Here is a 24,831-nt window from a genome sequence, read left to right as displayed (position 1 = left end):
GACATCACTTTTGCATGGGGAATAATTATTCTTATATCAAACTAGGTTATACTAAATCTAAAATGAGAATGTAATATATTGCCTGAATTAAAATTTGACGAAAAGCAGTTGCTTTTACTCAGCAGAATTAAAGAGTTTGCTAAACAAATTGAAGATAAGTCGTTTTTTAGATTCTTTAATAGCAGTTTATTAGCAAAAAAAGCTATATATTTATATGGTAATGTAGGTAATGGCAAAACTGTATTAATGCAACATTTTTTCCAAATATTGCAAATTAAGAAATTAATGGTACATTACCAAAACTTTATGCAATCGGTACATAAAGATATTTATCAGTTGCAAGATAAATCACAATCTAAAAATAATATTATCAAAAGAATTGCTGCAAATTATGCAAAGCAGGCGGAAGTAATATGCATAGATGAGTTTGAAATTAAAGACATAACTGATGCTATGATAATAGGACCACTGCTCCTTGAACTCATAAGACATAAGGTGTTTATCTTCATTACTAGTAATATCGAGCCAAAAGATTTGTATAAAGATGGTTTACAAAGGAATTCCTTTTTGCCAATAATGAAAGAGATTTATCAAAAGTTTGAAGTTATGCATTTAGATAGTGATCATGATTATCGATTAGATAAAATTATACACACGACTAATAGACGTATAATATACCCCATTAATGAAGATAATAAGCTTGAGATACAGAATATTATTAGCAAGTTAAATAGTAATAACCGATTAGTTTCTAAGGATATCCTAGTTTTTGGACGTAAAATATCTTTTAAAATGGCTAGTGAAAAAGTATTAGTAACAGATTTTGAAGAGCTATTTGTAAGAGAATTAGGTTATGTTGATTATGTAAATATTTGCCAAAAATTTTCTATCATAATAGTAGAAAATATTCGTATAATAGATTCTGATAACACAGACTTAGCTGTTAGGTTTATTAATTTTGTTGATAATGCTTATTTTTATAAGGTTGTATTATTCATGACATTGCAAGATGAACCTATAAAAATATATCAGAATGGTTTTCGCAAAGGTGAATTTAACAGAACTATTTCAAGGTTATATGAGATGAATAGTGATAGCTATGTCAATTAAAAAGGGTAAATTTATTACGTTTGAGGGTGGGGAAGGGTGCGGTAAATCCACCCAAAGTAATATGTTATACCAGTATTTACTATCACAAAATATTCCCGTAGATTTAACGCGTGAAGTAGGGGGAACTATTTCTGCAGAGAAGATGCGTGACATTTTAGTTAATCAAGATTTACTACCTATGTCAGAATTGCTGCAAATCATGGCGGCACGTTATGAACATATTCATAAAAAGATTATTCCTAAACTAAATTCTGGGATATCAGTTATTTGTGATAGGTTTGTAGACTCTACAGCTTGTTATCAGGGGCAAGATATAGGGATTGATTTAGTTTATGATCTTCATAAGTCTTTAATATCTGATGTGATGCCTGATATTACATTTTTTATTGATATAGATCCAAATATTGCCTTACCAAGGGCATTAGTGCGAGGGAATAATAACAAATTTGAAAGCAAAAATATTGAATTTCATCAAAAAGTCTATGACGGATTTCAATATATATCAGCCAAATTTCCAAATAGAATAGTAAAAATAAATGCTTCAACTCTTAGTGTGCAAGAAATTCATGATATAATAGTTGCGATGCTCGTTACAAAGGTTTGGTGAATAAGATGGAAAATAAAATAGAGAAGAAAATAGAAAAAATATGTGTTATTGGTTCTGGAGTAATGGGGCTAGCAATAGCTTCCTTGATAGCTAACTCCTCTCACCAAGTTGTTTTACTAGATGTAGTAAGCAACGACCCTAATGATAGGAATGCCATACTTACCAAGGCTCTAGAAAATATAGAGAAACAACAACCAGCTCCTTTATCACATCCAAGTAAATTAGCGTTTATCACCATTGGTAATTTAGAAGATGATCTAAAGCTGATTACAGAATGTGATTTGATCATTGAAGTTATTATTGAAAAAATTGCAATAAAACATCAGCTGTATGAGAAGATTCTACCCTACCTAAAAGAAGATGCTATTCTAGCTTCTAATACTTCAACCTTACCTTTAAGGAAATTAAAGGAGCAAATGCCTGATTCTATAAAATCTACCATCAGGTCTAGATTTGTCATTAGTCATTTTTTTAATCCTCCAAGATATATGGAATTGCTTGAACTTATTGTAGATTCAGAGGTTAGCTCAGGGGTTATAGAGAGGATATCAGATTTTCTAATACGAGATTTAGGGAAAACTATTATTAAATGTCACGATACTCCAGGTTTTATAGCAAATCGAGTTGGTTGTTATCTACTTGAGCTGGTTGTTCGTAGTAGCATAGATGAAAATTTAAGTCCAGTAATTATCGATAAAATTTTTACTGATTTATTTAAATTACCAAGTACAGGAATCTTTGGCTTATATGATTTGATAGGTCACGACGTAATAAGATTAATTTCTACATCACTAGTTAATTCCCTACCGAATAATGATGATTATCACCAAGTTTACTCAGCATCTTCTATCCTTGATAAGATGATAGAGAATAACTTGATTGGTCGTAAAGCTTTAGGAGGTTTTTACCGTATATCAAAGATAAATGGCATAAAAACTAAAGAAGTCATAGATTTTACAACTTTAACTTATGCAGCATTTGAAGATACCAAGATTGAATATAGTTCTATTGATCAGTTGTTAAATAGCAACTCTAGCTATGGTAAATTTTTTCATGAGATACTAGTGAAGTTTTACTTATATATAACATCTTTAATTCCATCGGTTACTGATAATATTTACGATATAGATACAGCTATGAGGCTTGGTTATAGTTGGAAGATTGGTCCTTTTGAGTTGTTAATTAATCACATAGGAGGAGGATTTGAGTGGCTTAAAAAACAAGCAATGCTAATGAATTTAATATTACCGGAATATATCACTAATAATTCCTATGAAACTATTGAACTAAGTCAGTTTCATTTGACTAGAGTTAGATTAGAAGAAAGTAAGATTTTATTGAAGAATGATTCGGCTCAACTAGTTCTGTATAAAAATAGGTTAGTTTTTACTATTAATACTAAAATGAATTGCCTCAATGAAAATGTTTTTAAACTTTTGTTAGAATCTGTTGATATTGCAGAAAATGAGAAGCAAACACTATATATTATGCCATTAACCAACAATTTTTCAGCTGGTGCTGACTTAAAATTCATTGCTTCCTGTATAAAAAATCAAGATTTTGCTAAATTAGAAGATTTCTTAAAACTTGGTCAAAAAACCATGATAAGGTTAAAATACTCGCATATTAATATTGTTAGCTGTGCTTTAGGTGCTGCGTTAGGTGGGGGCTGTGAAATATTGTTACATTCTGATTTTATTGTAGCTAATCAGGAGTTAAATGCTGGCCTTGTTGAGGTATCGGTTGGCTTAGTTCCAAGTTGGGGAGGCATTAAGGAAATGTTTTATCGTGCAAGTAGCGATAAAAGTAAGCTAGTAAAAAATTTAAGAAATATCCTATTACCAAATAAATCAAGTTCTGCTGATTATTTTATAGCTGATTATGATATTACTAACGTGCAAGTAAATATGAATAAACATTTAATACTGCAAGAGGCTTTTGCCTTGGATTTGCCAGAAAAAATAAAGAAAGTAAGCAAGCAAGTTATTTTATCTAAAGTTACTTTAGCTGAAGAATTTGCAGAAACCAATTTTTTAAAGCAGAAGAGTATAGCTGAGTATGATAATCTTCAAGGATGGTTATTGTCAAAGTTTCAAGATATCATTTCCATGCAACAAATTGATGAGCAAAAATTATTGCAATTTGAACGAGAGATATTTTTAGAACTTGCTAAAAACCCTAAAACTCGATAATCAAGTTTTTTAGAATTATTAAAAAATACGTCTATTAGCGAGGAGTCGCGAAAGCGACGACGTGGCAATCTTTTGAAGTATTACTTTACGAGATTGCCACGTCGGCCCGTTGCCGGGCCTCCTCGCAATGACGGTTAAAGAAAAACTTGATTATCGAGTAAAAAGATTTTTGGTTTTTAGAACAAAGTTTACTATACAATACTATATCTTCCAATGAATTCCAAAAATTATCTCTGCTAGAAGGTGCATAGTACCCTTGTATCTTATAGTTATTCACTAAAGACAATATTTAAGATACAAGGGTACTATGGTAGCGAACTAGCAAAATTCTCAATAAACTTAATATTCTCACAAATTTTTTTATTAAAAGCACTTTACACATCATAATATCTATTGTATCATATAAAAATATACAGCTCTAAAATTAAAGAGAATTCCTATGTACCCATAAAATTAGACCAAGAAAATGTTATATCCAAGAATAGTAGGATAAAATAACAATAATAAAAAAGATAAAAATTTTATTACAGCAAAGAGAAAGTATAAAGACATTAGAGGTAAAAGTGGCATTACTAAGTAATAAACAATCAAAAAAGTATACTTGAATATGCTCTTCTGCTTTGAAGAGTTGGTTCTTGCAAATACTATCAGGTAATTCGCGTACTCACGTACTGCTTGCGTTTGCTCATCCCTTGTTTGTGTCTCCATTCTCCAAAGCATTTGAGTATACCAATCGAGCATTCGAATGTATAGCTTATCTCGTGGAAGGCAATAAAAGGAGGAATGAAATGATTCAACTATTAGCAATTTCTTCAAGTATTTTAATCATTATTGAAATGCTATTGATAGTAATTTGTATTAAGTGGTTATATAGTATTAGGCTGGCATGTACCAATATTTGGCTTGTGAGTCAGGATTTCTCGAATAGTTTCATTACAGCCAAAGAAGAAGTAATTTTGTTACATAAAGAATTAAAAGAGATAACCACTCTAACTACCAAGAAAGAACAGCATATTTTGCACGTGACCATTCATTTAGATGAAGTAGAAATGGGCGTAAAAATGTTACTTGATGAGTTTAGGAGAATTAGCACACTCAAAGAGAATAATGCATTACAGAAGATACTGGAAGAAACAGTAAAAACAGTCTTGCACAAATAAGATGAAGGCAATTATATTAAGATGCAGATTACAGCAAATTATCTATATCAAACTGAATCAGAGACTTTGAAGAGATATCAACAAAGGCTAGAAGATTTAGTACTAATACTTAACAATGAAAAAGAGAGATTGCATCATAGCATTGATGGTATAGATAAAGATAGTATAGAAAAACACATTAAATTTTTACAAGATGAAATAGATGAGTTTGATGCAAAATTGGGTGAAGTAATAGGTGGATTAGTGGAACTAGAAGATAAGGTAAAGATATTAGAGACTGTACCTTTATTGATAACTACCCCAATTCAGGATAAGAATTAATAATTCTTATATCGAACTGGCTTTAATATACTCGATGAAAATCAAGAATTGCGTTGTCGTCTTCAGGGATCGTAGCACAACTGTTGAAAGTTAAAAAAAACCGTCTATTAGCGAGGAGACCGTAGGTCGACGAAGCAATTGTAAGTTAAAAGTATGATATAATAGATATCTATATGACAAGCTTCATGGATTGCCACGCTCACGTACGTTCGCTCGCTAATAGATGGTTTAAGTCTTACAACAGCGCTTCGCTAATAGACGATTTTTTAACTTTCAACAGTTGTGGTAATGTTCCTGCCTTCGCAAGGATGACATCGGTGGTGGTTAAACTTGCATCTATAACAACTAATGGCTGTAATTTTTAAATTGCCCTGTAGCATTTAATGTCCAATAAACCTTATCAGTTAGTGATACCAACATTTACAGAACGACTAAATATATTTTTTAAAAACAATGTTAATTTTCCTCTTTTATTCTTACGCTCAATATCTTCTATACTATTAAGCCAAGTTATTTGAATGACTCGCCTCTCCCCTTCAAACGGCATATGACCATGCCACGAATTCTCAGAGCGAACAAATACTACAAAAGAACCAAATTCCGGAGGAATAATAGCTGCTGCACTTTCAAAAGTTTTTTTATCCTTTAATACCCGAAAACTCCCTCCATCCTTACCTTGTAACCAATTGTCATTTAAATATAATAAAGCCGTAACAATTTTAGATTTACTGTCATTATGGATTCTGCCATCAGATTTTGTTGACCACCTCCTTATAGTTATCATAAAAGGCTTATCTTTAAGCTCAATCTTTAGTTTTTTAGTCAAGATATCAGCAAGTTTAGGAGCTTGCAATTCTTGGATTAAATTTTTAAAAACTCCCTCATACTTTATACTTTCAAGAGGAAAAAAACCAGCACTTTTTATTTGGGGATAATCGATAGAAATGATATCTTTTTTATCTATATTAATTACATTTTTAGCAACCATATAAGTATAAGGAGAATTAGATACTAGAGCTGATTCCAATTCATCGAAATTTAGTAATGCAAAAGACATAAAATTATTAATTTGTTTTTAAATTAGGACTCTACCTTTTCTATAGCGATGGTTGAATCTGGCAGCTTAGTGATTTTTTCAATCTTTAAGCGAGCGGCTTGTAGTTTCTTTTCACAGTGATCTTTTAGTAAGACTCCTCTTTCAAAACTATTAATTGATGAATCTAAACTTTCCTCTCCCGTATCAATTTTTTTTACAATTTCTTTTAGTTCAGCTAAGGCAGCTTCAAAGCTCATATTTTCAATAGATTTTAAGTCTAGCATAATAATTTCTCCTTCAAATTTACTTATGCTGTGAAGTATGTCCTCAGCCTTGCCTAACTGTGCAGCATAAGTACCCTTAAGTATTTTTATCGTATTTCCAAAATGAATGGCTGCTTCGTCTGTAAATTTTAATCCATATGTTGAAGGCTGGATGCCACAACTGTTGAAAGTTAAAAAATCGTCTATTAGCGAGGAGACCGTAGGTCGACGAAGCAATCTATATGACAAGCTTCATGGATTGCCACGCTCACATACGTTCGCTCGCTAATAGACGGTTTAAGCCTTACAACAGCACTTCGCTAATAGACGATTTTAACTTTCAACAGTTGTGGGCTGGATACCCAAAATTGCTATAATTTTTTATATACTCTAGAATAGAAAATCAAGAATTGCGTCGTCATTATCCAAGATTCTAGCGGTACTCCTGCTCACCTCTTGTTTGTTGTCCCCATTCTCCGAATCATTTGAGTATATATATTAGTTCCTAATATACTTTCTATCTAGCTCGTTATATAATCTATAAATTGCCATTTCTCGATCTTTAATTTTTTTACTAGCAATTTTTAGTAATCTTTCTGATGACTTTTCAGTTAACTGAATTGATGAATGTAGTTGTTCAGCAAGCTTCTTTAGTGATTCCTGAATTTCCATAAAAGATTTTTTTAATTGAGCTTTAATAGATATAGAAGAATTCTCAAGCTCATTAAGCTTTACATACACATGTTCTACCAGTTGATTAATTTTATCTTGCAGTAAATTTAATTGTTGTTTGCGTCCCTCTATTAGGTATTTACTAGTCTCATTTATCTTGGCTTGTATTCTGATTTTGGAAGTAACTTCTAAATTCCAAGCTAGTCCAAGTTTGCTCATTACGTATATTATCCATTTATGGACATCAAAATGATACCACTTAGCACCATTGCGATAATCTGATGGGAAGGCATGGTGGAAATTATGCCAGTTTTCACCTAATAAGAACAAAGCCATCCACCAAATATCTCCTGCAGTACCTTTATAATATTGTTTACTACCAACGAAATGGCATAGAGAATTGACACAAAAAGTTGCCTGTTGTTGCAATGCTCTCCCCATACCAATAAACAGGAAACCAGCATATGCAGAATTGATAGTACCACCTATTAAGTAACCTATTAATGCTGGAAATACAATATTCATAAACGCAGCAATTTGCCAATAATATTTTAATTGCCATCTTAGCAATTTATTTTTACCAAGTTTAACCATAGTAATCCGGTCAATTGACTTATAACTTCCATCAATGATCATCCATCCAATATGTGACCATAAAAATCCCAAGATTTTATTGTCAAACTTTGATGGGCTATGCGGATCTTGATCTTTATCAGTATAACTATGGTGCTTATAATGATTTGAGGCCCAAGACAAGGCTGGTCCTTGTAAAGTAGCAGCTGACATTATAACAAGAATAAACTCCACCGCTGTATTTGTTTTAAAGGCATGATGTGACCAAAGCCTATGCAAACCAACACCAACAGTAATATTAGAACCATAATAACCGGCTATCAGCAAACCTATTTCGAATATACCTATCTTGTGGCTAATGTGATATTTTATAACCAAAAATGCAAGTAAAATTGGGTATATGATAAGCACAAAAAAAGCAAGCCACGAAATTCTTTTTAGCATATATCTAATCTTTAAATAAATTAAATGTTCTTAACTCCATAGCTACAATATAACATATTGCAACATATTGCAATATTACATTTTACGTTTCCATAATTTGTTAAACATCCGTTGTCCGAAATAGAAACTAATAATACCGGCAAAAATAGCCTGATCGTCTATATTCCATAAAACATCAAGATATTCTACGAGGATCGCCGTACTCTGTATGGTTCTATATTGTACATATTTGATGTAGGCATACATAATAAAAAAACTATAGGCAAGGACAGGGCGAACTGACCCATTCAACGCGTCAACCCAATTAACGCCTGATTTATATGTTGAATATAAAGTATTATTTTCAGCAATGTCTTTTGAAGCATCAAGTTCTGTTAGTAGCTTTGTATGTCCTAGTTTATTGATTTCAATTTGTCGATCTAAAAGATTAAGTGCATGTTTTTTATCATTTTGATCCTTTAGAATTTTTAAAATCTCCGGAATAATTGAGCTAATAAAGCCCGTTATTGAAGCAAGTAGTGTAATCATAAAATGCTCATTAAGTTTTAGTATAATATAATTATAGTAAAGTTTTTCTCTGCACTAATACTCGTCATCCACTTTTTTTTAATATTTTTTTATTAATTCTTTGAATCACATATATACGTCAAATAAGTCACAATAGATAAAAATTTATAATTTGTTTATCAACTGTTTAAAACCTTCTTGACTCTATAATTATAGTACAATATCCTAAAAATTCCATATAATCCCAAATTATCCCAATTATAACCAAAAATTAGTTATAACTTAATTATGGGATAATATTTAAGCAATTTTGCTGTCATCCCAGCGTAGGCTGGGATCTGATACCCCATGTGGTAATTATTGAAAGGTAAAGGGTAAATGAATATTTTTTTATCAAAATATATAAACAATATTGATAAGAAAGGTCGGGTTTCGATACCTGCCAGCTATAGATTAGCTTTGTCTAGTCAGTCGTTTAATGGGATTATTGCCTATCCTTCTTTTAGAAATAAGTGCATTGAAGGTTGTAGTTTGAAGAGGCTTGAGGAGCTAAGTCAAATAATCCAAACCTTAGATCCCTATTCTGAGGAGCGAGATGCTTTCGAAACAATCATTCTTGGTGAAGCTATCCAGCTTAGCTTTGATAGTGAGGGGAGGGTGATTCTACCTAAATCTTTAATAGATCACGCTGGTATATCAGATCAAGCTTGCTTTGTAGGGAAGGGATTGGTCTTTGAAATTTGGCAGCCACAAAATTTTGAAACGTATCTTTCTTCAGCTCGGCAAATTGCTCAAAGTAACCGTTTAACACTGAAAAACATTAAGGATATAGTAGTATGATACAAGAGTTCGCATCATCTCATACGCCGGTTATGTTGAATGAAGTTAAAGAAGTCTTATGTCCTAAAGATGGAGGAAGTTATTTAGATTGCACTTTTGGTTTTGGTGGTTATAGCAGGATGATATTAGATTCTTGTAATTGTCAGTTAGTAGCAATTGATTGTGATCCATATGTTAGAACTTATGCTAATCAATTGGTAAACGATTATGCTAGCAGAGTGAACTTTATTCAGACAGGTTTCGCTGAAAGTTTTTCAAAATTAGGTTCGTTGAAATTTGATGGGATAGTTATGGATTTAGGGGTTTCTTCTATGCAACTTGATTCTAGAGATAGGGGTTTTTCATTTACCCATGATGGTCCACTTGATATGAGGATGAGCAATACGGGATATAGTGCTGCAGATTTTATAAATGAGGCTGATGAACAAGAAATAGCAGATGTAATTTATAAATATGGTGATGAATCTTATTCTCGAAGAATCGCTAAAAAGATTATAGAACACAGGTTATTAGAGCCTATTACCAATACAGCAAAATTTGCCCATATTGTTCGTAGTAGTATAGGTTTTAGAAAAGGTAAAATTGATTCTGCTACTAAGACTTTTCAAGCAATTCGTATTCATATCAATGATGAACTGGGTCAATTAGCAAGATTTCTAGATAATTGCAAGAATATTTTAGCACCAAATGGTCGACTAGTAATTGTTTCATTTCATTCATTAGAAGATCGAATTGTTAAGAATTTTTTAAAAGCAAATTCTGCTAAGGTAGTTGCTAGGTCTAAATACAGTGTAAAGATTTCGTCTGAAGAAAGTTCTAAAGAATGGCTTAAAATTCTTACAAAAAAACCATTATGTCCATCGCCTAAAGAAGTTGCACTTAATCCAAGAGCAAGGTCTGCAAAGTTGAGGGCTGGACAGAAAATAGGTAATATATATGGTAGTTAGAGTATTTAGCTATATAGTGGTAGGTACTATAATTCTTTCTATTTATGGCTTATTTAGAGTCAAAGATAAGGTCATTAGTTTGCATTATCAGCTTGGGGAAGTTTCAAAACAACTAACTGATGAGAAAAACATGATTCACGTGTTAAAAGTCGAACAATCATACCTTATTTCTCCAGCTAGACTAAGAAAATTATCATCACTTTATTTACAATTAGATACTATTAAGGTTAAGCAAATGATTAGTGACCCTTTAGCACTTAATGAGAGTAAAAAATATGCAAAGGCTAATGAAGTAAGTGGCTCGTATTCTAGTAAAACCAACACTAAATGGCGTTATAAAACAATTGCTAATAATAAATACATACAAACTGTTTCAACTAAAAAAACAGAATATATTCGATGAAAATCAACATTAGTATGGTACTTACATGGAAAAAAAGATGTTATACTCGATGAAAATCAAGAATTGCGTTGTCGTCTTTAGGGATCTTCGGTGCTCACGTACTAAATGTACGCTCCGCTCCTCGACCCTTCGACTCCTAGCACTTCATGATTTTGATCTTCGTCTACCAACTCTTCATTTACGAGCAGTATATCCTGATTCGGTGTGGGATCTAAAAAAATACCTTGAAAGACTATTCAGTATTAGACCTCTTGTGAAATTCGCTTGTGCTAGGGAATTTGTAGGAGACACGGAACGCAGAACCGCAGCGTACTCAAATGTACGTGAGGATTCGAGTATCGGATCGACATCCAAATTACCAGCAGAAGTAGAATTGCACAAGAGGTCTATTATAGATACGCTACTTTCGCAGAATAACATACTAATAAGCCATTAGCAGTAGTATGTAGATGGGTAACGATATATTTTTATTGGTATTTCTAAAAAATACTCTAACTAAGATGAAGAAAAATTTTGGTAGTATTATTTTATGGGATGTAGGTGCTAACAATACCAAAATCAGATTATTAATAGTCAGCTGTTGTTTTGCTATGTTTTTTTGTGGTCTATCATATCGCTTAATAATTGTTGCGACCAATGGCTATGTTAAGCCAGAATATCAAGTAAAAAATAGTGACTTTAGGAAAGAGATAGTAGATCGTAATGGTAACTTATTAGCAGTAAATTTACCTTCCTCCTCATTGTTTGTCAATCCACAGAAAGTAATTAATCCTTCGCAATGTTTAGAAAGATTATCCAAGATATTGCCTGAGATTGATAAAATGAAGTTACTTGCAGAGCTACAAAGTAACAAAAGTTTCGTATGGATCAAAAGGGATTTATTGCCAAAAGAGCAAGAAGCGATATCAAATTTGGGAATGCCAGGTTTTAGTTTTGAACAAGAACAAAAAAGAATCTATACTTTTTCCAATTTATTGTCACATATTATAGGATATGTGGGTAGGGATTTGGTTGGTCTTGCTGGATTAGAAAGAACCTATGATAAGTTTCTAACTAATTCTGACTTTATACAGCCGGATCAACTTAAAAAACCTCTTGAACTATCTATAGACGTAAGATTACAAAATATCCTAAGTGAAGAAATAGATAGGACATTAAAGGAGTTTAGTGCAATAGGAGCGGTGGGAATAATTGTCAACCCTAATAATGGTGAGATTTTAGCTATTGTTAGTAAGCCGGATTTTAATCCACATTATCCTAGTAGAGCAAAGCCAGAAGAACTATTTAATATGGCAAGTCTTGGTATTTATGAGATGGGGTCTGTATTTAAAACTTTGACTATGGCCGTAGCTTTTGATACTGATTCTATAGCAATGAACGATGCTTATGATATTAGTTATATGAAGGTAGGGGGATTTAATATAAAAGATTATCATCCAAGGCAGGGGTGGCACAGTGTTCCAGAAATTTTCTTGCATTCATCAAATATTGGTGTTAGCCAGATTATGCTTGAAGTTGGGAAGAATGATTTTAAAAACTATTTAAAGAAATTAGGTTTACTAGATCAGCTTAAAATTGAGTTACCAGAGAGAGGTACTCCTTTGTTTCCATCTGACAAGAGGTGGAGTGATCTTACTACTGCTGTCATGGCCTATGGTTATGGCATTTCAATTAGTCCTTTACACTTTATGCAAGCAGTATTGCCAATAGTAAATGGAGGGATATTATATGATCTGACTCTAATCAAAAGGCACGATGAGCGTCTTGTTGGCACGCGTGTTTTTAGTGAGAAAACCTCTAAACAAATGAGTGAGTTATTTCGTTTGGTGGTAAAAGAAGGGACAGGACGTAGAGCCGATGTTAAAGGATATCTTGTCGGTGGTAAAACTGGTACTGCTGAAAAATTAACTTCAGATGGGCATGGCAAGAAAAAATATCTTAAGAATAGCAGAATGTCATCATTTTTAGGTTTATTACCAGCCATTGATCCCCAATATATTATTTTTATAATGTTTGATGAACCAAAAGGAACAAAAGAATCCTTTGGCTTTGCTACTGCTGGCTGGACTGCAGCTCCTACTGTTGGAAGAGTCCTTGAGCGAATGGTATCACTATATGGAATAGAGCCAGTTGAAAAAGGGGAAGGGTTGTGATATTTTTTCTACAGTAGTATCAACTATCTAAACCATATTCCAACTGATAATATTTTTTCTTTGCTAAATGTCTCTTGTTAGTGTATAACCAAGGAATCAGGGCAGTTTAAGGTTGAAAATTATGTAAGCACAGCTGCAAACGTCATTGCGAGGAGGCTTCCTAAAGCCGACGAAGCAATCCATAACATGGTTTGTTTATAGATTATTTTTTTGGATTGCTTCGCTGTGCTCGCAATGACGTTTGTGATGTTGAATTTATACTCACCCAAGAATTATTTGAGTCTTTTGCAATTTTAGGGTGTGACTTTTAAACTGCCTTGCAGAAGCAGAGTTTCGCAAGAGCAATATTTATTTGGTAACAATGTTTAAGCAAATTAATACTCATAGTACCCTACATTTTTTATGCCGCTGCTGTTAAGAGACCTTCCGAGCGTCATTGCGAGGAGTCGCTGAAAGCGGCGACGCGGCAATCTAGGATACGCGAAGCGTTACTCTAAAAAAACAGTTTCGCTGTTTACTGGATCGCCACGGCATCTAAAGATGCCTCGCGATGACGATTATAGAAAAATATAGGGTACTATGATTAATACTTTACAAGATGCACTTACATATTATGAAAGAATTTGTGGTAAATTCAATGTAGCCATTGGTGAAGAGAATGAAGATGGTATATTAAAAAGTTATATATATACAGATAGATTTCGTGCTGAATCATTATACACTACAGAAAAGGATTTTGTAAATTTCTCGGATCAAATTAAACAATTATTTAACGTTACATTTGCAGATCCTGCTGTAATGTCACAATATGCAACAGGAAAAGTCAGTACTCAAGAAGAATTTGCAAAAAGAATTAACGAACAAAGTTTTCGATGGAACAATGGTTATCCATTTGCTGCCTTTTTAGTTACAGACAAATCTAACGATGTAGTTGTTGGATATGAAGTGATAGGTAATGGTTCTAAAGAACACGTAGGGGAAATTGCTTATTTGTTCAATAAAGAATATCATAGAGGTGCTGCTGCTGCAAAACAACATGTAGGATATGAGAATGTTGGTGCATTAATTTTGGGATATGGTAAAGAATTAGCAAAAAAACAAGATTATGTAAATAAAACTTATGACGAAAAATCAGTAAAATTTGTTGGAGGTGAAATTTTTACTACAGTTCAGGCTACAACGCTAAAAACTAATACCGCCTCTAAAAAAATACTAGAAAATTTAGCTTTTAAACTAGTTGGTGAATCATATAAGCATGAAGGTGATAGGTATGAATTTGAATTACACTATGATACTGTACTAGACGCACCTTTAGCTGGTGATACAAAAGTAATTTTGGAATGGGAATAATGACTATTTGACATATGGATTTTTAGTTTTAATATAAATATGTGTATTTAGCCAATCATCTCCTACCTTGGTTTCAACAATAAGTGGAATGGCTAATTTAGGTGAGTTTTCCATAGTGGTTTTGATTAGGTGAGTGGCTATTTCTATTTCATCAATAGGAGACTCAAAAAGTAACTCGTCATGGATTTGTAGAATTAGTTTGGTTCTTAATTTTAATTTCCGTATCTTACGGTCAAGATCAATCATTGCCACTTTTATAATGTCTGCACTAGTTCCTTGAATTGGAGCGTTGATTGCTGCCCTTTCGGCAAATTGCTGTAGGGAGTGTTTTTTATCATGGATTAAGGGAATAAAACATTTCCGCCCGAATAGGTTTAGGACATAACCATGTTCCTTGGCATAGTTTTTTATATATTCCATATATTTTTGAATTTCCGGGTATTCTTCAAAATATTTTTTTATGTATTCTGCTGCTTGTGCAGAGCTAATATTTAACTGTTTTGCTAGTCCAAAGCTACTGATACCATAAATAATACCAAAATTTATGGCTTTTGCTTTACGCCTATGTTCTAGTGTTAAATCTTTTTCGGTAATTTTAAATATATTACAAGCCGTTTTACTATGTATATCCTCACCATTAACAAAAGCTTGCTTTAAGGAGGGTATATCTGCCATGCTACTTAAGATTCGGAGTTCAATTTGTGAATAGTCAGCTGAAATTAATTTATGCCCATATTCTGCAATAAAAGCTGCTCTGATTCTGTTGCCTTCTTTCGAGCGAATTGGTACATTCTGTAAGTTTGGATCTTGAGAACTAAGCCTACCAGTGCTAGTTGAAGTTTGCAAAAATGTGGTATGTACCCTATTAGTTATTGGATTTACTTGCAGGGGTAAGCTATCCGTATAAGTATTTTTTAATTTAGTTAAATGACGCCATTTTAATAATAAATCGGCAATAGCAAAACCACTCTCGCTAATTTTTTCAAGTATTTCTGCACTAGTAGAATAAGACTTAGCTTTTGATGACAATTTACCAAAGGGTAGTTGCATTTTCTCAAACAAAATTTCTCCCAGTTGCTTTGGCGAGGCAATGTTAAACTTTGTACCAGTAATGGTAAAAATTTCCTGCTCTAATTTAGTAATTTCATTACCAAATTCACTTGATAGCTGTTTAAGATACTGTGAATCGATTTTAATCCCAGCTTTCTCCATTTTATCTATTATATAACATAAAGGTAAATCAATTTCTCTATATAGTGCTAAGGCATGATTATCCTTTAACTCTAACAATAGTTTTTGATAATCAGTACTAAAGCCAGTAATTATTTCTGCCATGGCTTCTAAATTATCCTTTTTCACCGAATCAAACGGGTCTTTTTGAGGTTTACCGGCAGATATCAGATATTGCATTAGTTCTAGATCTTCGCATGAGTATATTTCACTATCGACAAAGAATTTTAATAATGATTTTAGTTTATAAGTGATTTTCTTAATAGACTTATTTTTTAGCAATTTGAGAATATCAGGCATAAACCATTGATGCAGATAGTTTTGGCGAAAATCATCAGAAAGTAAATCAGACATATCGCTAGGGGTTCTATCTACAAATTTAATGTTATAGCATTTATCATCAATCGATAAAATTATAGAAGGATTTTGTCCTAGATGATCTGATAGATAAATACTAACAACCCCATGCTCTTCAGCTTTAATCGTCACAGAGTCAAGCTGTTGTTTAGAAGATATCTCCTGAACTATGACTTGCTTAATAGGCAAAGATTCATTGGTAATTTGTATTTGGAATAAATTTTCCACTCGTTTGTTTAGAGATTTAAAACCATATTCTGCTAGAAAGTCAGAGATTTGCCTATTATCAGGTGGTCTATATTGCAATAAACTAAAATCCAAGTCTATATTAACATTATAATCTAAACCAACTAGTTGCCAGGAAATTAATGCTAGATCCTTTGAGGAGTTAATGATTTCCCTTTGACGATCGTTACTGATTTGATCGAGAGACTTTAAAAGTTCTGCTAACGAACCAAACTGTTTTATAAGTGTTGCAGCAGTTTTAGGACCAATGCTTGGAACACCTGGTATATTATCTGACTTATCACCGATCAAAGCCATTACTTCCCTGAGCTTACTTGGTCCTACACCAAATTTCTCTATCACGTCATCTTCAGATATGTATTTTGCTTTTATAGGGTCATACATTTTAGTATGCGAATTAATTAATTGCATTAAATCTTTATCAGAAGAGATAATAATAGTATTTTCTTGTAATGCAGTTGCTTTATTGGCTAGAGTGGCAATTATATCATCTGCTTCACAACCAGCTTTCTCAATTATTGGAAAATTTAGGCTACTTGCTGCTAGACGAATAAGTGGTAATTGATCATTCAAATCCTTTGGTGTAGGCGGTCTATTTGCTTTATATTGCTCATAAATTTGGTGACGAAAATTCTTACCACCAGAATCAAAAATAATGACAGCATGCTTTGGCTTAAAATCGTTCAATAGTTTTAACAACATGGAGGTAAAACCATACAATGCTCCAACAGCTAAGCCACTCGGAGAAGTTAATGGTGACTGAACATGGTATGCTCTGAAGACAAATCCATAACCATCAATTATTAATAAAGTATTTTTGTTAATTGTTTCGTTGGTCATTTTGTTATTAGGACAAATGGTTATGTTTATGTAGTATACAACAATTATAATTTGCACTAAGCTTTATTAGTAATATTTTATAAAATATTACTATTTAAGCTGAAACAGTCTTTTCCACAAGCCTATTGATTGATATTTGAGTTTTTGACTTTTTGGACAAGTAGTAAAAGCCGGTGATTCCAATAAGGCAACAAATTGGAACTATAGAAATTGCCATAATAAAATCAAAGCGACTATAAATAGGTACAGCTGATTCACTTAGTAGACCATCCCAGTTGTAAGATATTAAATTACTCATAATTTTATGGAAAAAATGTCCGAATGACATATTAATGCAATTGACTATCGCAATAGCAAGTCCAGCAGATTTATCTGTAACAAGGTTACCTACAACAGTAAAAATTAGAACTTGATAACAACAAAAAACTCCTAATAAAAACATTAGAGAACTACTAATAAAGAAATTTAATGAAGGACAATATAATAGAATAGTAAAAATTGCTACCGTTAGCAATCCAGTCATTATTATTATAAAATTAGATGATTTTGATAAATTAGCAATAAGTGCAAGTATTGGACCACCAAAACACATACCTATATAAACGAATGAGGTAACCAAGTTACTTTCCATATCATTCATTTGATAAACTTGTTTGAAGAATGGAATAGCCCATACATCAGCAAAACCTTCTAATGCTCCTACCATTAGACCACCACAAACTCCAATAAATAAAATAGTAGGATTTAATAAGAGCTTCAATATTGAAGATTTGGAGTCGCTAGTATTAGAATTACTTCTTATATCATCGGTTTTTACTAATAAAATCATTAGTCCAATGATAAATCCAACTAGAGCTAGACTATTAAAAGTTACGTCATAACCAAAATGTGTAAATAATAGCTTCATTGGAGTAATGCCAAATACTGCTCCAAGTAAGCCAAAGGTAAAGGAGAATCCAAGCATTAAGGAATGATATTTAGCCGGGAAGGAGCTTCTAGTAATCTTAGCTACTGATAAAAAACCTACAGCAGAACCAGCTCCGATCATAAATCTACCAATGAGTAAGTAATTAAAATCAGTGCTAGCAACAAAAGTTAGAGTACCAAGAGAGGTAACTAAGATAGATAAGAATGTGACAATCCTAAAATTAAATTTATCTAGCATTATGCCGATTGGTAATTGCATTCCTGCATAACCTAGATAATAATATCCAGCAAACGTACCAAATGCTATGGTATCAATGGCAAATTTTTGTATAATTTCTTCTCTAAGAATTCCAGTTGAGAGTCTTAATATAAATTGAAAAGCAAAAAACAGGGTGGCAAGAGACCATAGCAAAAGTGGTTTTTTTAAGGATAAAGCTTTGTCCACAGGAAAATTTAAATTATAATATATTGTATTTTAAGGTAGCAAATTATAGTATCGATAATATTTTGTCAAATTTATTATTTTTGAATTTATAATTGCTGTTATATCGAGATTAAGATAATATTATAAGGTGATATGCTTTAATTAAGGGGTTTTATGCAATTAAGAATATATTTTGATACATTAAAGAAAACAGCTTTTGGGTCTTGGTTTGCTCGATATAAAGAATTTTTTAAGGATGAAGATTTGAATAAAGATAAGTCAGTTGTACAATCTCAATTAGATGAAACTGATAAAGATTATAAAATAGTTATCACATCTAATGACGTTATTAAAGTATTAAAAACAAGTCAAAGTGAGTTGTTTGAAAAAGAAATAACACCTCATGTTATTGGAAGAGTTGTTACAGCAATTACTAACCTGCAGTTACAAAAATTTTCAGACTTCATATTAAGGTTACCTGAGAAAGTAGAAGAGTATATAAATTATTTTTGCAATGAGGAAAAAAATAATGGTTTTTCTCTCATTAAGTCTTTTAAAGAGGTTGTAGAAATAGATAAGTTAGTTGAAAAATTTCATAATTCACCAAATCAAGAACATAAAGACAATTATGAAAAAATTAAGAAAGGAATAGAGAGTTTAAACAATTTCATAGCTACTCATCCTATAATAGAAGATGAGGTGTCTCAATTATTAGGAGAAGTACCTGCTATATTTGAAGGTGTGGTTTGTAACCAGTTTGAGTGATGGATCAGTTTGAGGCATATTCGTTATTATTTATTGATAGTTTAGTAGGTAATTTAGTTATAAGTTTAGATAGTGAATTAATCGTTCATTCTATGAGGATATTTGGTGTTTATAATAATTTAATAATAGTTACTGTCGCCACCATTGCTTCATTATTTGCTACTAGTATAAATTATTTCTTTGGTTTGATATTATTGAAAATTTTTTATTATTCTAAAAATGAACAGGTTCATACTAACCACCAATCATTTTCCCAATTTTTTTTAAAATATAACATATTTATACTTTGGTTTACGATAATACCGTTATGGGGCAAGTTTATTCCTTTAATTGCCGGTTTTACTAAAACAAGATTTTTAAGAGTTTTAGCTATTAGTGGTGCTGTCAAGTTATGTTATTATATTTGTATGATATAATTAGGGAATTTAATGAACCTTTATAGAGTCAACCCGTCTTCATCGTTTTTGGATATAGTAGCTGATTTTATTCTAGATAATTTTGCTAAAGAATCTATTAGCAATCTTAAAATTATATTGCCGAGTGGCTTTGCTTGTTTAAATTTACAAAATATTTTGATTAAGAAGCAAAATATTGCGATTTTACCGAATATTATCCCTTTTTCCAATATTATGGCTGAAGGTGAGGAAATATTTGGTATTACATCAGAAAATCTAGAACCTATAACGCTAGAGCCTATAACGTTTTTGCAAGAGAGAATTATATTAGCAGAAATCATCCATAATTACCCTAAGCTACAATTTAGTATAACACAATCTCTACAGTTTTGTTCAACAATAGCTGAGTTATTTTATCAGCTAGCTTGTAATAATTTATCGATAGATTCTGTAAATGAAATAGAAAAAATGAATCCATCAAAACATTGGAATGTTATTTATGAATTTCTTAAATATACCCATCATCAATGGAAAAAACAGATAGAATTGTTCGGATTGCTAGATCGTGTAAATTATCAAATAACTATGATGGAAGCAGAGATAGCAAGGTTGAAAAGAGCTGATACCAATTTAATAGTAGCGGGCATCATAGGTCACAATCTTATATCATGGAATTTCTTAAAGAATATTGCTAATTCGCCGTGTGGTTTTATAATTTTACCGCCTATTAGTAATAGACCTCTATTAGAATATGATAAGCATGAAGAAGATTGTTTATATAGCCTAAAAAAATTACTGACAACTCTAAATAAAGATTTATCAGATTTTCAGCCTTTAGGTAATGAGCAACAACATCATTCTATTCTAGATCAGATAATTTTTGAGGATATAGTTAATTCAGGAGAATTAGATAGCAGGTACGATGGAGCGAAGCCTATAGATAATAGGCGAGTGATCGAAGACGACGTTACAAAATTCTCATCAATTGACTATAAAGATTTAAAAACTAGCGAGTCTATAGATTGCATAAAATATTTTGAGCTTGAGGATATTTTTCAAGAAGCAGAACAAATAAGCCTGATCTGCAAACAGTATAGTGATAAGAAGATAGCTATTATTATTAATAATCAAACAAGCAAGAGTTTTTACTGTAATTTTTTGACCAAATATTCTTTAGAATTTCAAGATTTACTAGGTGATAATTTAACAAAAACGCTAGTTAGTTCTCTAATAATTTCTGTTAGTGAAATATTATGTAATGATTTTGATATAAAAAAGTTATTCTTACTATTAAAGAATCCTTTTATTAATTGTAAATTAGTACCAAAATTAGAACTATTAATGAGCGGCAAGAACCGTTTCATACGGCAGCCTAGTCAGATGCTGTCTTTAGTAGAAAAAACCAATGATGATGCATTAATAAAGTGGTGTAAGAAACTAATAGACTTACTTTATACAAATAGTGGTAGTAGTTTTGTTAAAATATTAAAATCCTCGATTAAGATTGCTGAAAAACTTTATCCAAATATTTGGTATGAACAGCCTGCTACTGAACTATCAACTTTTTTATCTAGCTTAATCAAAGATAATTGTAATCTAACATTAAGTAATAAAAAATGCTTTCCAGAGTTACTTAAATCTTTAATGTTTAGTTGTAAGTATTTTGCACATAATAATTATTCTAAAAATATAATTATTGGTAAAGCTGAAGATTTAATGTTACTTAAATTTGACCTAGTAATTTTATCCGACTTTAATCAAGGGAGCTTAGCTTCGTCATCAGCTATAAATCAGTGGATTAATGAGCAGACGCTTAAAAAATTACATATTGCTACTGGATCTACCATACATCAATATTATTTCTATTTATTTCTGCATAATGCTCAAGTGATAATTACTAGAGCAAAAAGACAAGATGGTAAATCAGGTTTATTACCATCAAATTTATTACTAAAATTGCAATTTATTTTACAGAAAAGTTTGATTTCAGAAAATTATTTAACATATTTATCAGAAAATAACTTAGTGGATGTACCAAATAATAGATATCTTTCGAAACTCGCTTGTGCTGAGGAATTTGAAGGAGTCACGGAACGCAAAACCGCAAGCAGTACGGCAAGCGTACGTGAGGATTTGAGTACCGGAACGACGTACAAATTACCAGCAGAAGTAGAGTTTCAAAAGATATCTAATGTTAATATGGTTGAGTCAATTATAGCTAATCCGACTAACATTAGTTCGTCATTGCGAGGAGCTACTTTAGTAGCGACGAAGCAATCTAGGGAAGTGAATAGAAATGGATTGCTTCGTTCGGGCTTCGCTCCACAACTGTTGAAAGTTAAAAAATCGTCTATTAGCGAGGAGACCGTAGGTCGACGAAGCAATCCATATGACAAACTTCATGGATTGCCACGCTCACGTACGTTCGCTCGCAATGACGATTTAAGCCTTACAACAGTGCTTAGCAATGACGTCAAAAATACTAATTGGGTTAGCCATAATCATAGTGGTTATGTATATAGTCCAATTTTTCCTGAAGTGATATCAGTTACTGATATAGAAATATTAGTACGGAATCCTTATAGTTTCTATGCTAAGAAGATTTTGAATTTGAGAAGCAAGGATATGATAGGGCAGGAGCCTAAAATATCTGAATTTGGTAGTTTTGTTCATAAGGTCTTAGAACAATATTCTAAAAATTATGATAAGTTAGAAAATAACAAAATTGGATTAATATTGGAGATTAGTAATAATGTTTTACAGAATACTATTCTACCAACCTATACACAAAAGATTTGGCAAATAAAATTTATTCCTATTGCTGAGTCTTTTATTGAGTTTGATGAAAAACGCAGAAGTGATTTCCAATATATTTACTCAGAATGTAGAGGAGAAATTTCGTTAAATATTGGAGGGCAAGAATTAACAATAATTGGAGTTGCTGATAGAATTGAGGTAGATGAGCTTGGGGCAGCTGTCATTATCGATTATAAGACTGGTAGCTTACCGAGTAAAAAAGATGTAGAAGCCGGATTATCTCCGCAGCTAATCATTGGAGGTTTAATGTTACAGGAAGGTGGTTTTGCTATAGTCAATTCAGGAGGATTTGGTGCTAGGAGCGATGGAGCGACGCCTATATGTAATAGGCGAGCGACGAGTGACGACGTCACCAACTTCTCATCAATTGACTATATAAAAGTTCATAGCGTTAAACAGGTTACTTATGTAAAAATTTCTAGCTCGAAACCAATAATCCAAACTTTGGAAATAGACTTAACGAAAGAAGACTTAGAGCGTCATAAACAGGGGATGATGCGAGTACTAGAATATTATGTAACGAATAAAAACTTTCCATATGATATTGATTTACTAAAGTATGACGACTATGCACATTTGGCAAGGAGAGATTTATGAAGAAAATAGCTCGGCGTCATTGCGAGGAGGCTGTAAGGCCGACGAAGCAATCCAGTAACATCATTTATCTATAGATTGTTTCCTAGATTGCTTCGCTTACGCTCGCTAATAGACGCTGTGGTATAGGTATTTGTAAACTTTCAACAGTTGTGGCATAACACCCTAGGCTATTAAACCGATGTCTTACATCAATATTTGAGGTTATAATACACTAATTGTCTATTTGTTCTTGAATTTATTAGTTTAAAATGCTTATATAAAATCATTTTCAAAATCCACTATCTAAAGCAGTGTCATTATGTTAGAAGAAGATAGTTTTATTACTAATCTAGTAGATCAGGAATTTTCAGTTACTGAAATTTCTAGTAAGATCAAGGAGTTGCTAGAGAATAATTTTGGTTATATTAGAGTAAAGGGGGAAATTTCTGGTCTTAAGATAGCAACTTCTGGTCATGGTTACTTTAATCTTAAAGAAAATACAGCTATTCTAGCCTGTACTTGTTGGCGTCCTGTACTTGCAAAAATTAAGTTTGTACCAATTGATGGTATAGAAGTGGTAGCTAGAGGTAAGCTTTCTGGGTATGCAGGAAATTCACGATATCAGCTATCGGTAGAAGTCCTTGAACCCGCAGGTCTTGGTGCTATCATGCAAATTCTCAAGGAGCGGCAAGAGAGATTAGAAAAAGAAGGTATATTTAATAAACAAAAAAAGCCACTACCTTTTCTGCCTAATAAGATTGGGGTGGTTACATCAATGACTGGGGCGGTAATTAAGGACATTATACACCGTATTAATGACCGCTGTCCATCTCATATACTAATATGGCCAGTTGCTGTTCAAGGCGAAAATGCTGCAAGTGAAATTGCTAGTGCTATTTCAGGATTTAATGAATTAGATAAAGATATAAAACCTGATGTTATAATTGTTGCAAGGGGAGGGGGGTCTATAGAAGATCTGTGGGCTTTCAATGAAGAGGTAGTAGTACGGAGCGTATTTAATTCAGCTATTCCTATTATTTCTGCAGTTGGACATGAAGTGGATAATACTTTAATTGATTTAGTAGCTGACAGGCGAGCCCCCACACCAACTGCTGCAGCTGAATTTGCTGTACCTGTGCTTTCTAATTTACATTATACAATCAGTTCGTATTATGATGTACTATGCAGTCGTATTAATCAGCTAGTTAAATATGAACAGCAAGCAGTTAACTCTAATACTGATATTTTTAGGAGTATAACTACTTATATAGATTATAATCAACAACTTCTTGATGAACTCAGTTTTAGATTAACAGATTCTTTGCCTAACCTACTCAGATTTAAAGTGGCAAAACTTGACTCACTTAATATAGAAATATTAAATCCTCTAAGAATAGTTAATTATCAATCGTTAGAATTAGTGCATCAATCTAATTATATGCTAAAATCTATTAGCACTAAGTTAAAAAATTATGAGCATCAATTAAATTTAAATAATTTGCTACTTACAAGTCTAGATTATAAAACTGTACTAAAACGTGGCTTTGCGGTAATTAAATCAGAAGATGGAGAATTCATAACATCAAAAGTTGTTGCAAGCAAAAAACAAGAATTTAATATTAAGTTCTTTGACGGTGATATTAATGTATGCTGCAAAAACTTGGAATAGACCTTAA

At 32.2% G+C, this 24,831-nt stretch carries 21 protein-coding genes; 15 read left to right on the top strand and 6 right to left on the bottom strand.

Going from position 1 to position 24,831, the window contains the following annotated elements; genetic code table 11:
• The first annotated feature begins 78 nt into the window (after positions 1-78).
• From zapE to AAGD53_RS04440, 5 genes are all read left to right on the top strand, one after another.
• Positions 79-1,110 (top strand): cell division protein ZapE, encoded by a 1,032-nt coding sequence (gene zapE / locus AAGD53_RS04460; protein ID WP_341762348.1) that lies wholly within the window; start codon positions 79-81, stop codon positions 1,108-1,110.
• Positions 1,100-1,717 carry a dTMP kinase gene (gene tmk, locus AAGD53_RS04455; RefSeq protein ID WP_341762347.1) on the top strand — a complete coding sequence of 206 codons (618 nt, stop codon included), beginning with the start codon at positions 1,100-1,102 and terminating at the stop codon, positions 1,715-1,717. The genes zapE and tmk overlap by 11 nt, the downstream gene beginning before the upstream one ends.
• A 17-nt stretch (positions 1,718-1,734) precedes the next feature.
• Positions 1,735-3,909, top strand: coding sequence for a 3-hydroxyacyl-CoA dehydrogenase/enoyl-CoA hydratase family protein (locus AAGD53_RS04450; RefSeq protein WP_341763420.1), 2,175 nt, complete (start codon positions 1,735-1,737; stop codon positions 3,907-3,909).
• Positions 3,910-4,697: 788 nt separating this feature from the next.
• Positions 4,698-5,069, top strand: coding sequence for a hypothetical protein (locus AAGD53_RS04445; RefSeq protein WP_341762346.1), 372 nt, complete (start codon positions 4,698-4,700; stop codon positions 5,067-5,069).
• 21 nt (positions 5,070-5,090) lie between these two features.
• Positions 5,091-5,390 (top strand): hypothetical protein, encoded by a 300-nt coding sequence (locus AAGD53_RS04440; RefSeq protein WP_341762345.1) that lies wholly within the window; start codon positions 5,091-5,093, stop codon positions 5,388-5,390.
• Positions 5,391-5,790: 400 nt separating this feature from the next.
• Here the strand turns inward: AAGD53_RS04440 and AAGD53_RS04435 are convergent, their stop codons facing one another.
• The 4 genes from AAGD53_RS04435 to AAGD53_RS04420 form a co-directional block, all read right to left on the bottom strand.
• Positions 5,791-6,447, bottom strand: coding sequence for a 2OG-Fe(II) oxygenase (locus AAGD53_RS04435; RefSeq protein ID WP_341762344.1), 657 nt, complete (start codon positions 6,445-6,447; stop codon positions 5,791-5,793).
• Positions 6,448-6,470: 23 nt separating this feature from the next.
• Complete coding sequence (locus AAGD53_RS04430) at positions 6,471-6,710, bottom strand: exodeoxyribonuclease VII small subunit (RefSeq protein ID WP_341762343.1); 240 nt, start codon at positions 6,708-6,710, stop codon at positions 6,471-6,473.
• Between the two features lie 477 nt (positions 6,711-7,187).
• The gene (locus tag AAGD53_RS04425) at positions 7,188-8,378 is read right to left on the bottom strand and encodes a fatty acid desaturase (RefSeq protein WP_341762342.1); all 1,191 of its coding nucleotides are present in this window, start codon (positions 8,376-8,378) and stop codon (positions 7,188-7,190) included.
• Between the two features lie 75 nt (positions 8,379-8,453).
• Positions 8,454-8,906: a hypothetical protein gene (locus AAGD53_RS04420; RefSeq protein WP_341755037.1), complete on the bottom strand. Its 453-nt coding sequence runs from the start codon at positions 8,904-8,906 to the stop codon at positions 8,454-8,456.
• A gap of 357 nt (positions 8,907-9,263) precedes the next feature.
• Between AAGD53_RS04420 and AAGD53_RS04415 the strand changes: the two genes are divergently transcribed.
• The 6 genes from AAGD53_RS04415 to AAGD53_RS04390 all read left to right on the top strand — a co-directional run bounded on the left by AAGD53_RS04415 (position 9,264) and on the right by AAGD53_RS04390 (position 14,578).
• Positions 9,264-9,725, top strand: coding sequence for a division/cell wall cluster transcriptional repressor MraZ (locus AAGD53_RS04415; protein WP_341761205.1), 462 nt, complete (start codon positions 9,264-9,266; stop codon positions 9,723-9,725).
• Positions 9,722-10,672 (top strand): 16S rRNA (cytosine(1402)-N(4))-methyltransferase RsmH, encoded by a 951-nt coding sequence (gene rsmH, locus AAGD53_RS04410; RefSeq protein ID WP_341762341.1) that lies wholly within the window; start codon positions 9,722-9,724, stop codon positions 10,670-10,672. The genes AAGD53_RS04415 and rsmH overlap by 4 nt, the downstream gene beginning before the upstream one ends.
• A complete protein-coding gene (locus tag AAGD53_RS04405; RefSeq protein WP_341761203.1) occupies positions 10,662-11,075 on the top strand; it encodes a hypothetical protein in 414 nt (137 codons plus the stop codon). Before rsmH ends, AAGD53_RS04405 begins: the two co-directional genes overlap by 11 nt.
• A 253-nt stretch (positions 11,076-11,328) precedes the next feature.
• On the top strand, positions 11,329-11,511 hold the full coding sequence (locus tag AAGD53_RS04400) for a palindromic element RPE1 domain-containing protein (RefSeq protein ID WP_341762340.1): 183 nt from the start codon (positions 11,329-11,331) through the stop codon (positions 11,509-11,511).
• A 13-nt stretch (positions 11,512-11,524) separates the two neighbouring features.
• A complete protein-coding gene (locus AAGD53_RS04395) occupies positions 11,525-13,228 on the top strand; it encodes a peptidoglycan D,D-transpeptidase FtsI family protein (protein WP_375332987.1) in 1,704 nt (567 codons plus the stop codon).
• Positions 13,229-13,807: 579 nt separating this feature from the next.
• Positions 13,808-14,578 carry a GNAT family N-acetyltransferase gene (locus AAGD53_RS04390; RefSeq protein WP_341762339.1) on the top strand — a complete coding sequence of 257 codons (771 nt, stop codon included), beginning with the start codon at positions 13,808-13,810 and terminating at the stop codon, positions 14,576-14,578.
• 3 nt (positions 14,579-14,581) lie between these two features.
• Here the strand turns inward: AAGD53_RS04390 and polA are convergent, their stop codons facing one another.
• Entirely contained in the window at positions 14,582-17,251 is a 2,670-nt protein-coding gene (gene polA, locus AAGD53_RS04385) for a DNA polymerase I (RefSeq protein ID WP_341762338.1), read from the bottom strand.
• Positions 17,252-17,345: 94 nt separating this feature from the next.
• The gene (locus tag AAGD53_RS04380) at positions 17,346-18,623 is read right to left on the bottom strand and encodes an MFS transporter (RefSeq protein WP_341762337.1); all 1,278 of its coding nucleotides are present in this window, start codon (positions 18,621-18,623) and stop codon (positions 17,346-17,348) included.
• A gap of 153 nt (positions 18,624-18,776) precedes the next feature.
• On the opposite strand from AAGD53_RS04380, the gene AAGD53_RS04375 reads away from it, so the two are divergent.
• The 4 genes from AAGD53_RS04375 to xseA all read left to right on the top strand — a co-directional run bounded on the left by AAGD53_RS04375 (position 18,777) and on the right by xseA (position 24,824).
• Positions 18,777-19,367, top strand: a complete 591-nt coding sequence (locus tag AAGD53_RS04375) for a hypothetical protein (RefSeq protein WP_341762336.1) — start codon at positions 18,777-18,779, stop codon at positions 19,365-19,367.
• The gene (locus AAGD53_RS04370) at positions 19,367-19,783 is read left to right on the top strand and encodes a DedA family protein (protein ID WP_341762335.1); all 417 of its coding nucleotides are present in this window, start codon (positions 19,367-19,369) and stop codon (positions 19,781-19,783) included. Before AAGD53_RS04375 ends, AAGD53_RS04370 begins: the two co-directional genes overlap by 1 nt.
• Positions 19,784-19,795: 12 nt before the next feature.
• Positions 19,796-23,176 (top strand): PD-(D/E)XK nuclease family protein, encoded by a 3,381-nt coding sequence (locus AAGD53_RS04365; RefSeq protein WP_341762334.1) that lies wholly within the window; start codon positions 19,796-19,798, stop codon positions 23,174-23,176.
• 298 nt (positions 23,177-23,474) lie between these two features.
• The gene (xseA, locus tag AAGD53_RS04360; protein WP_341762333.1) at positions 23,475-24,824 is read left to right on the top strand and encodes an exodeoxyribonuclease VII large subunit; all 1,350 of its coding nucleotides are present in this window, start codon (positions 23,475-23,477) and stop codon (positions 24,822-24,824) included.
• Positions 24,825-24,831 lie beyond the last annotated feature (7 nt).

This window comes from Candidatus Tisiphia endosymbiont of Melanophora roralis, from assembly GCF_964026575.1.
In the GTDB taxonomy this organism is placed as follows: Bacteria; Pseudomonadota; Alphaproteobacteria; order Rickettsiales; family Rickettsiaceae; genus Tisiphia.
This window is presented reverse-complemented; position numbering and strand designations above follow the sequence as displayed.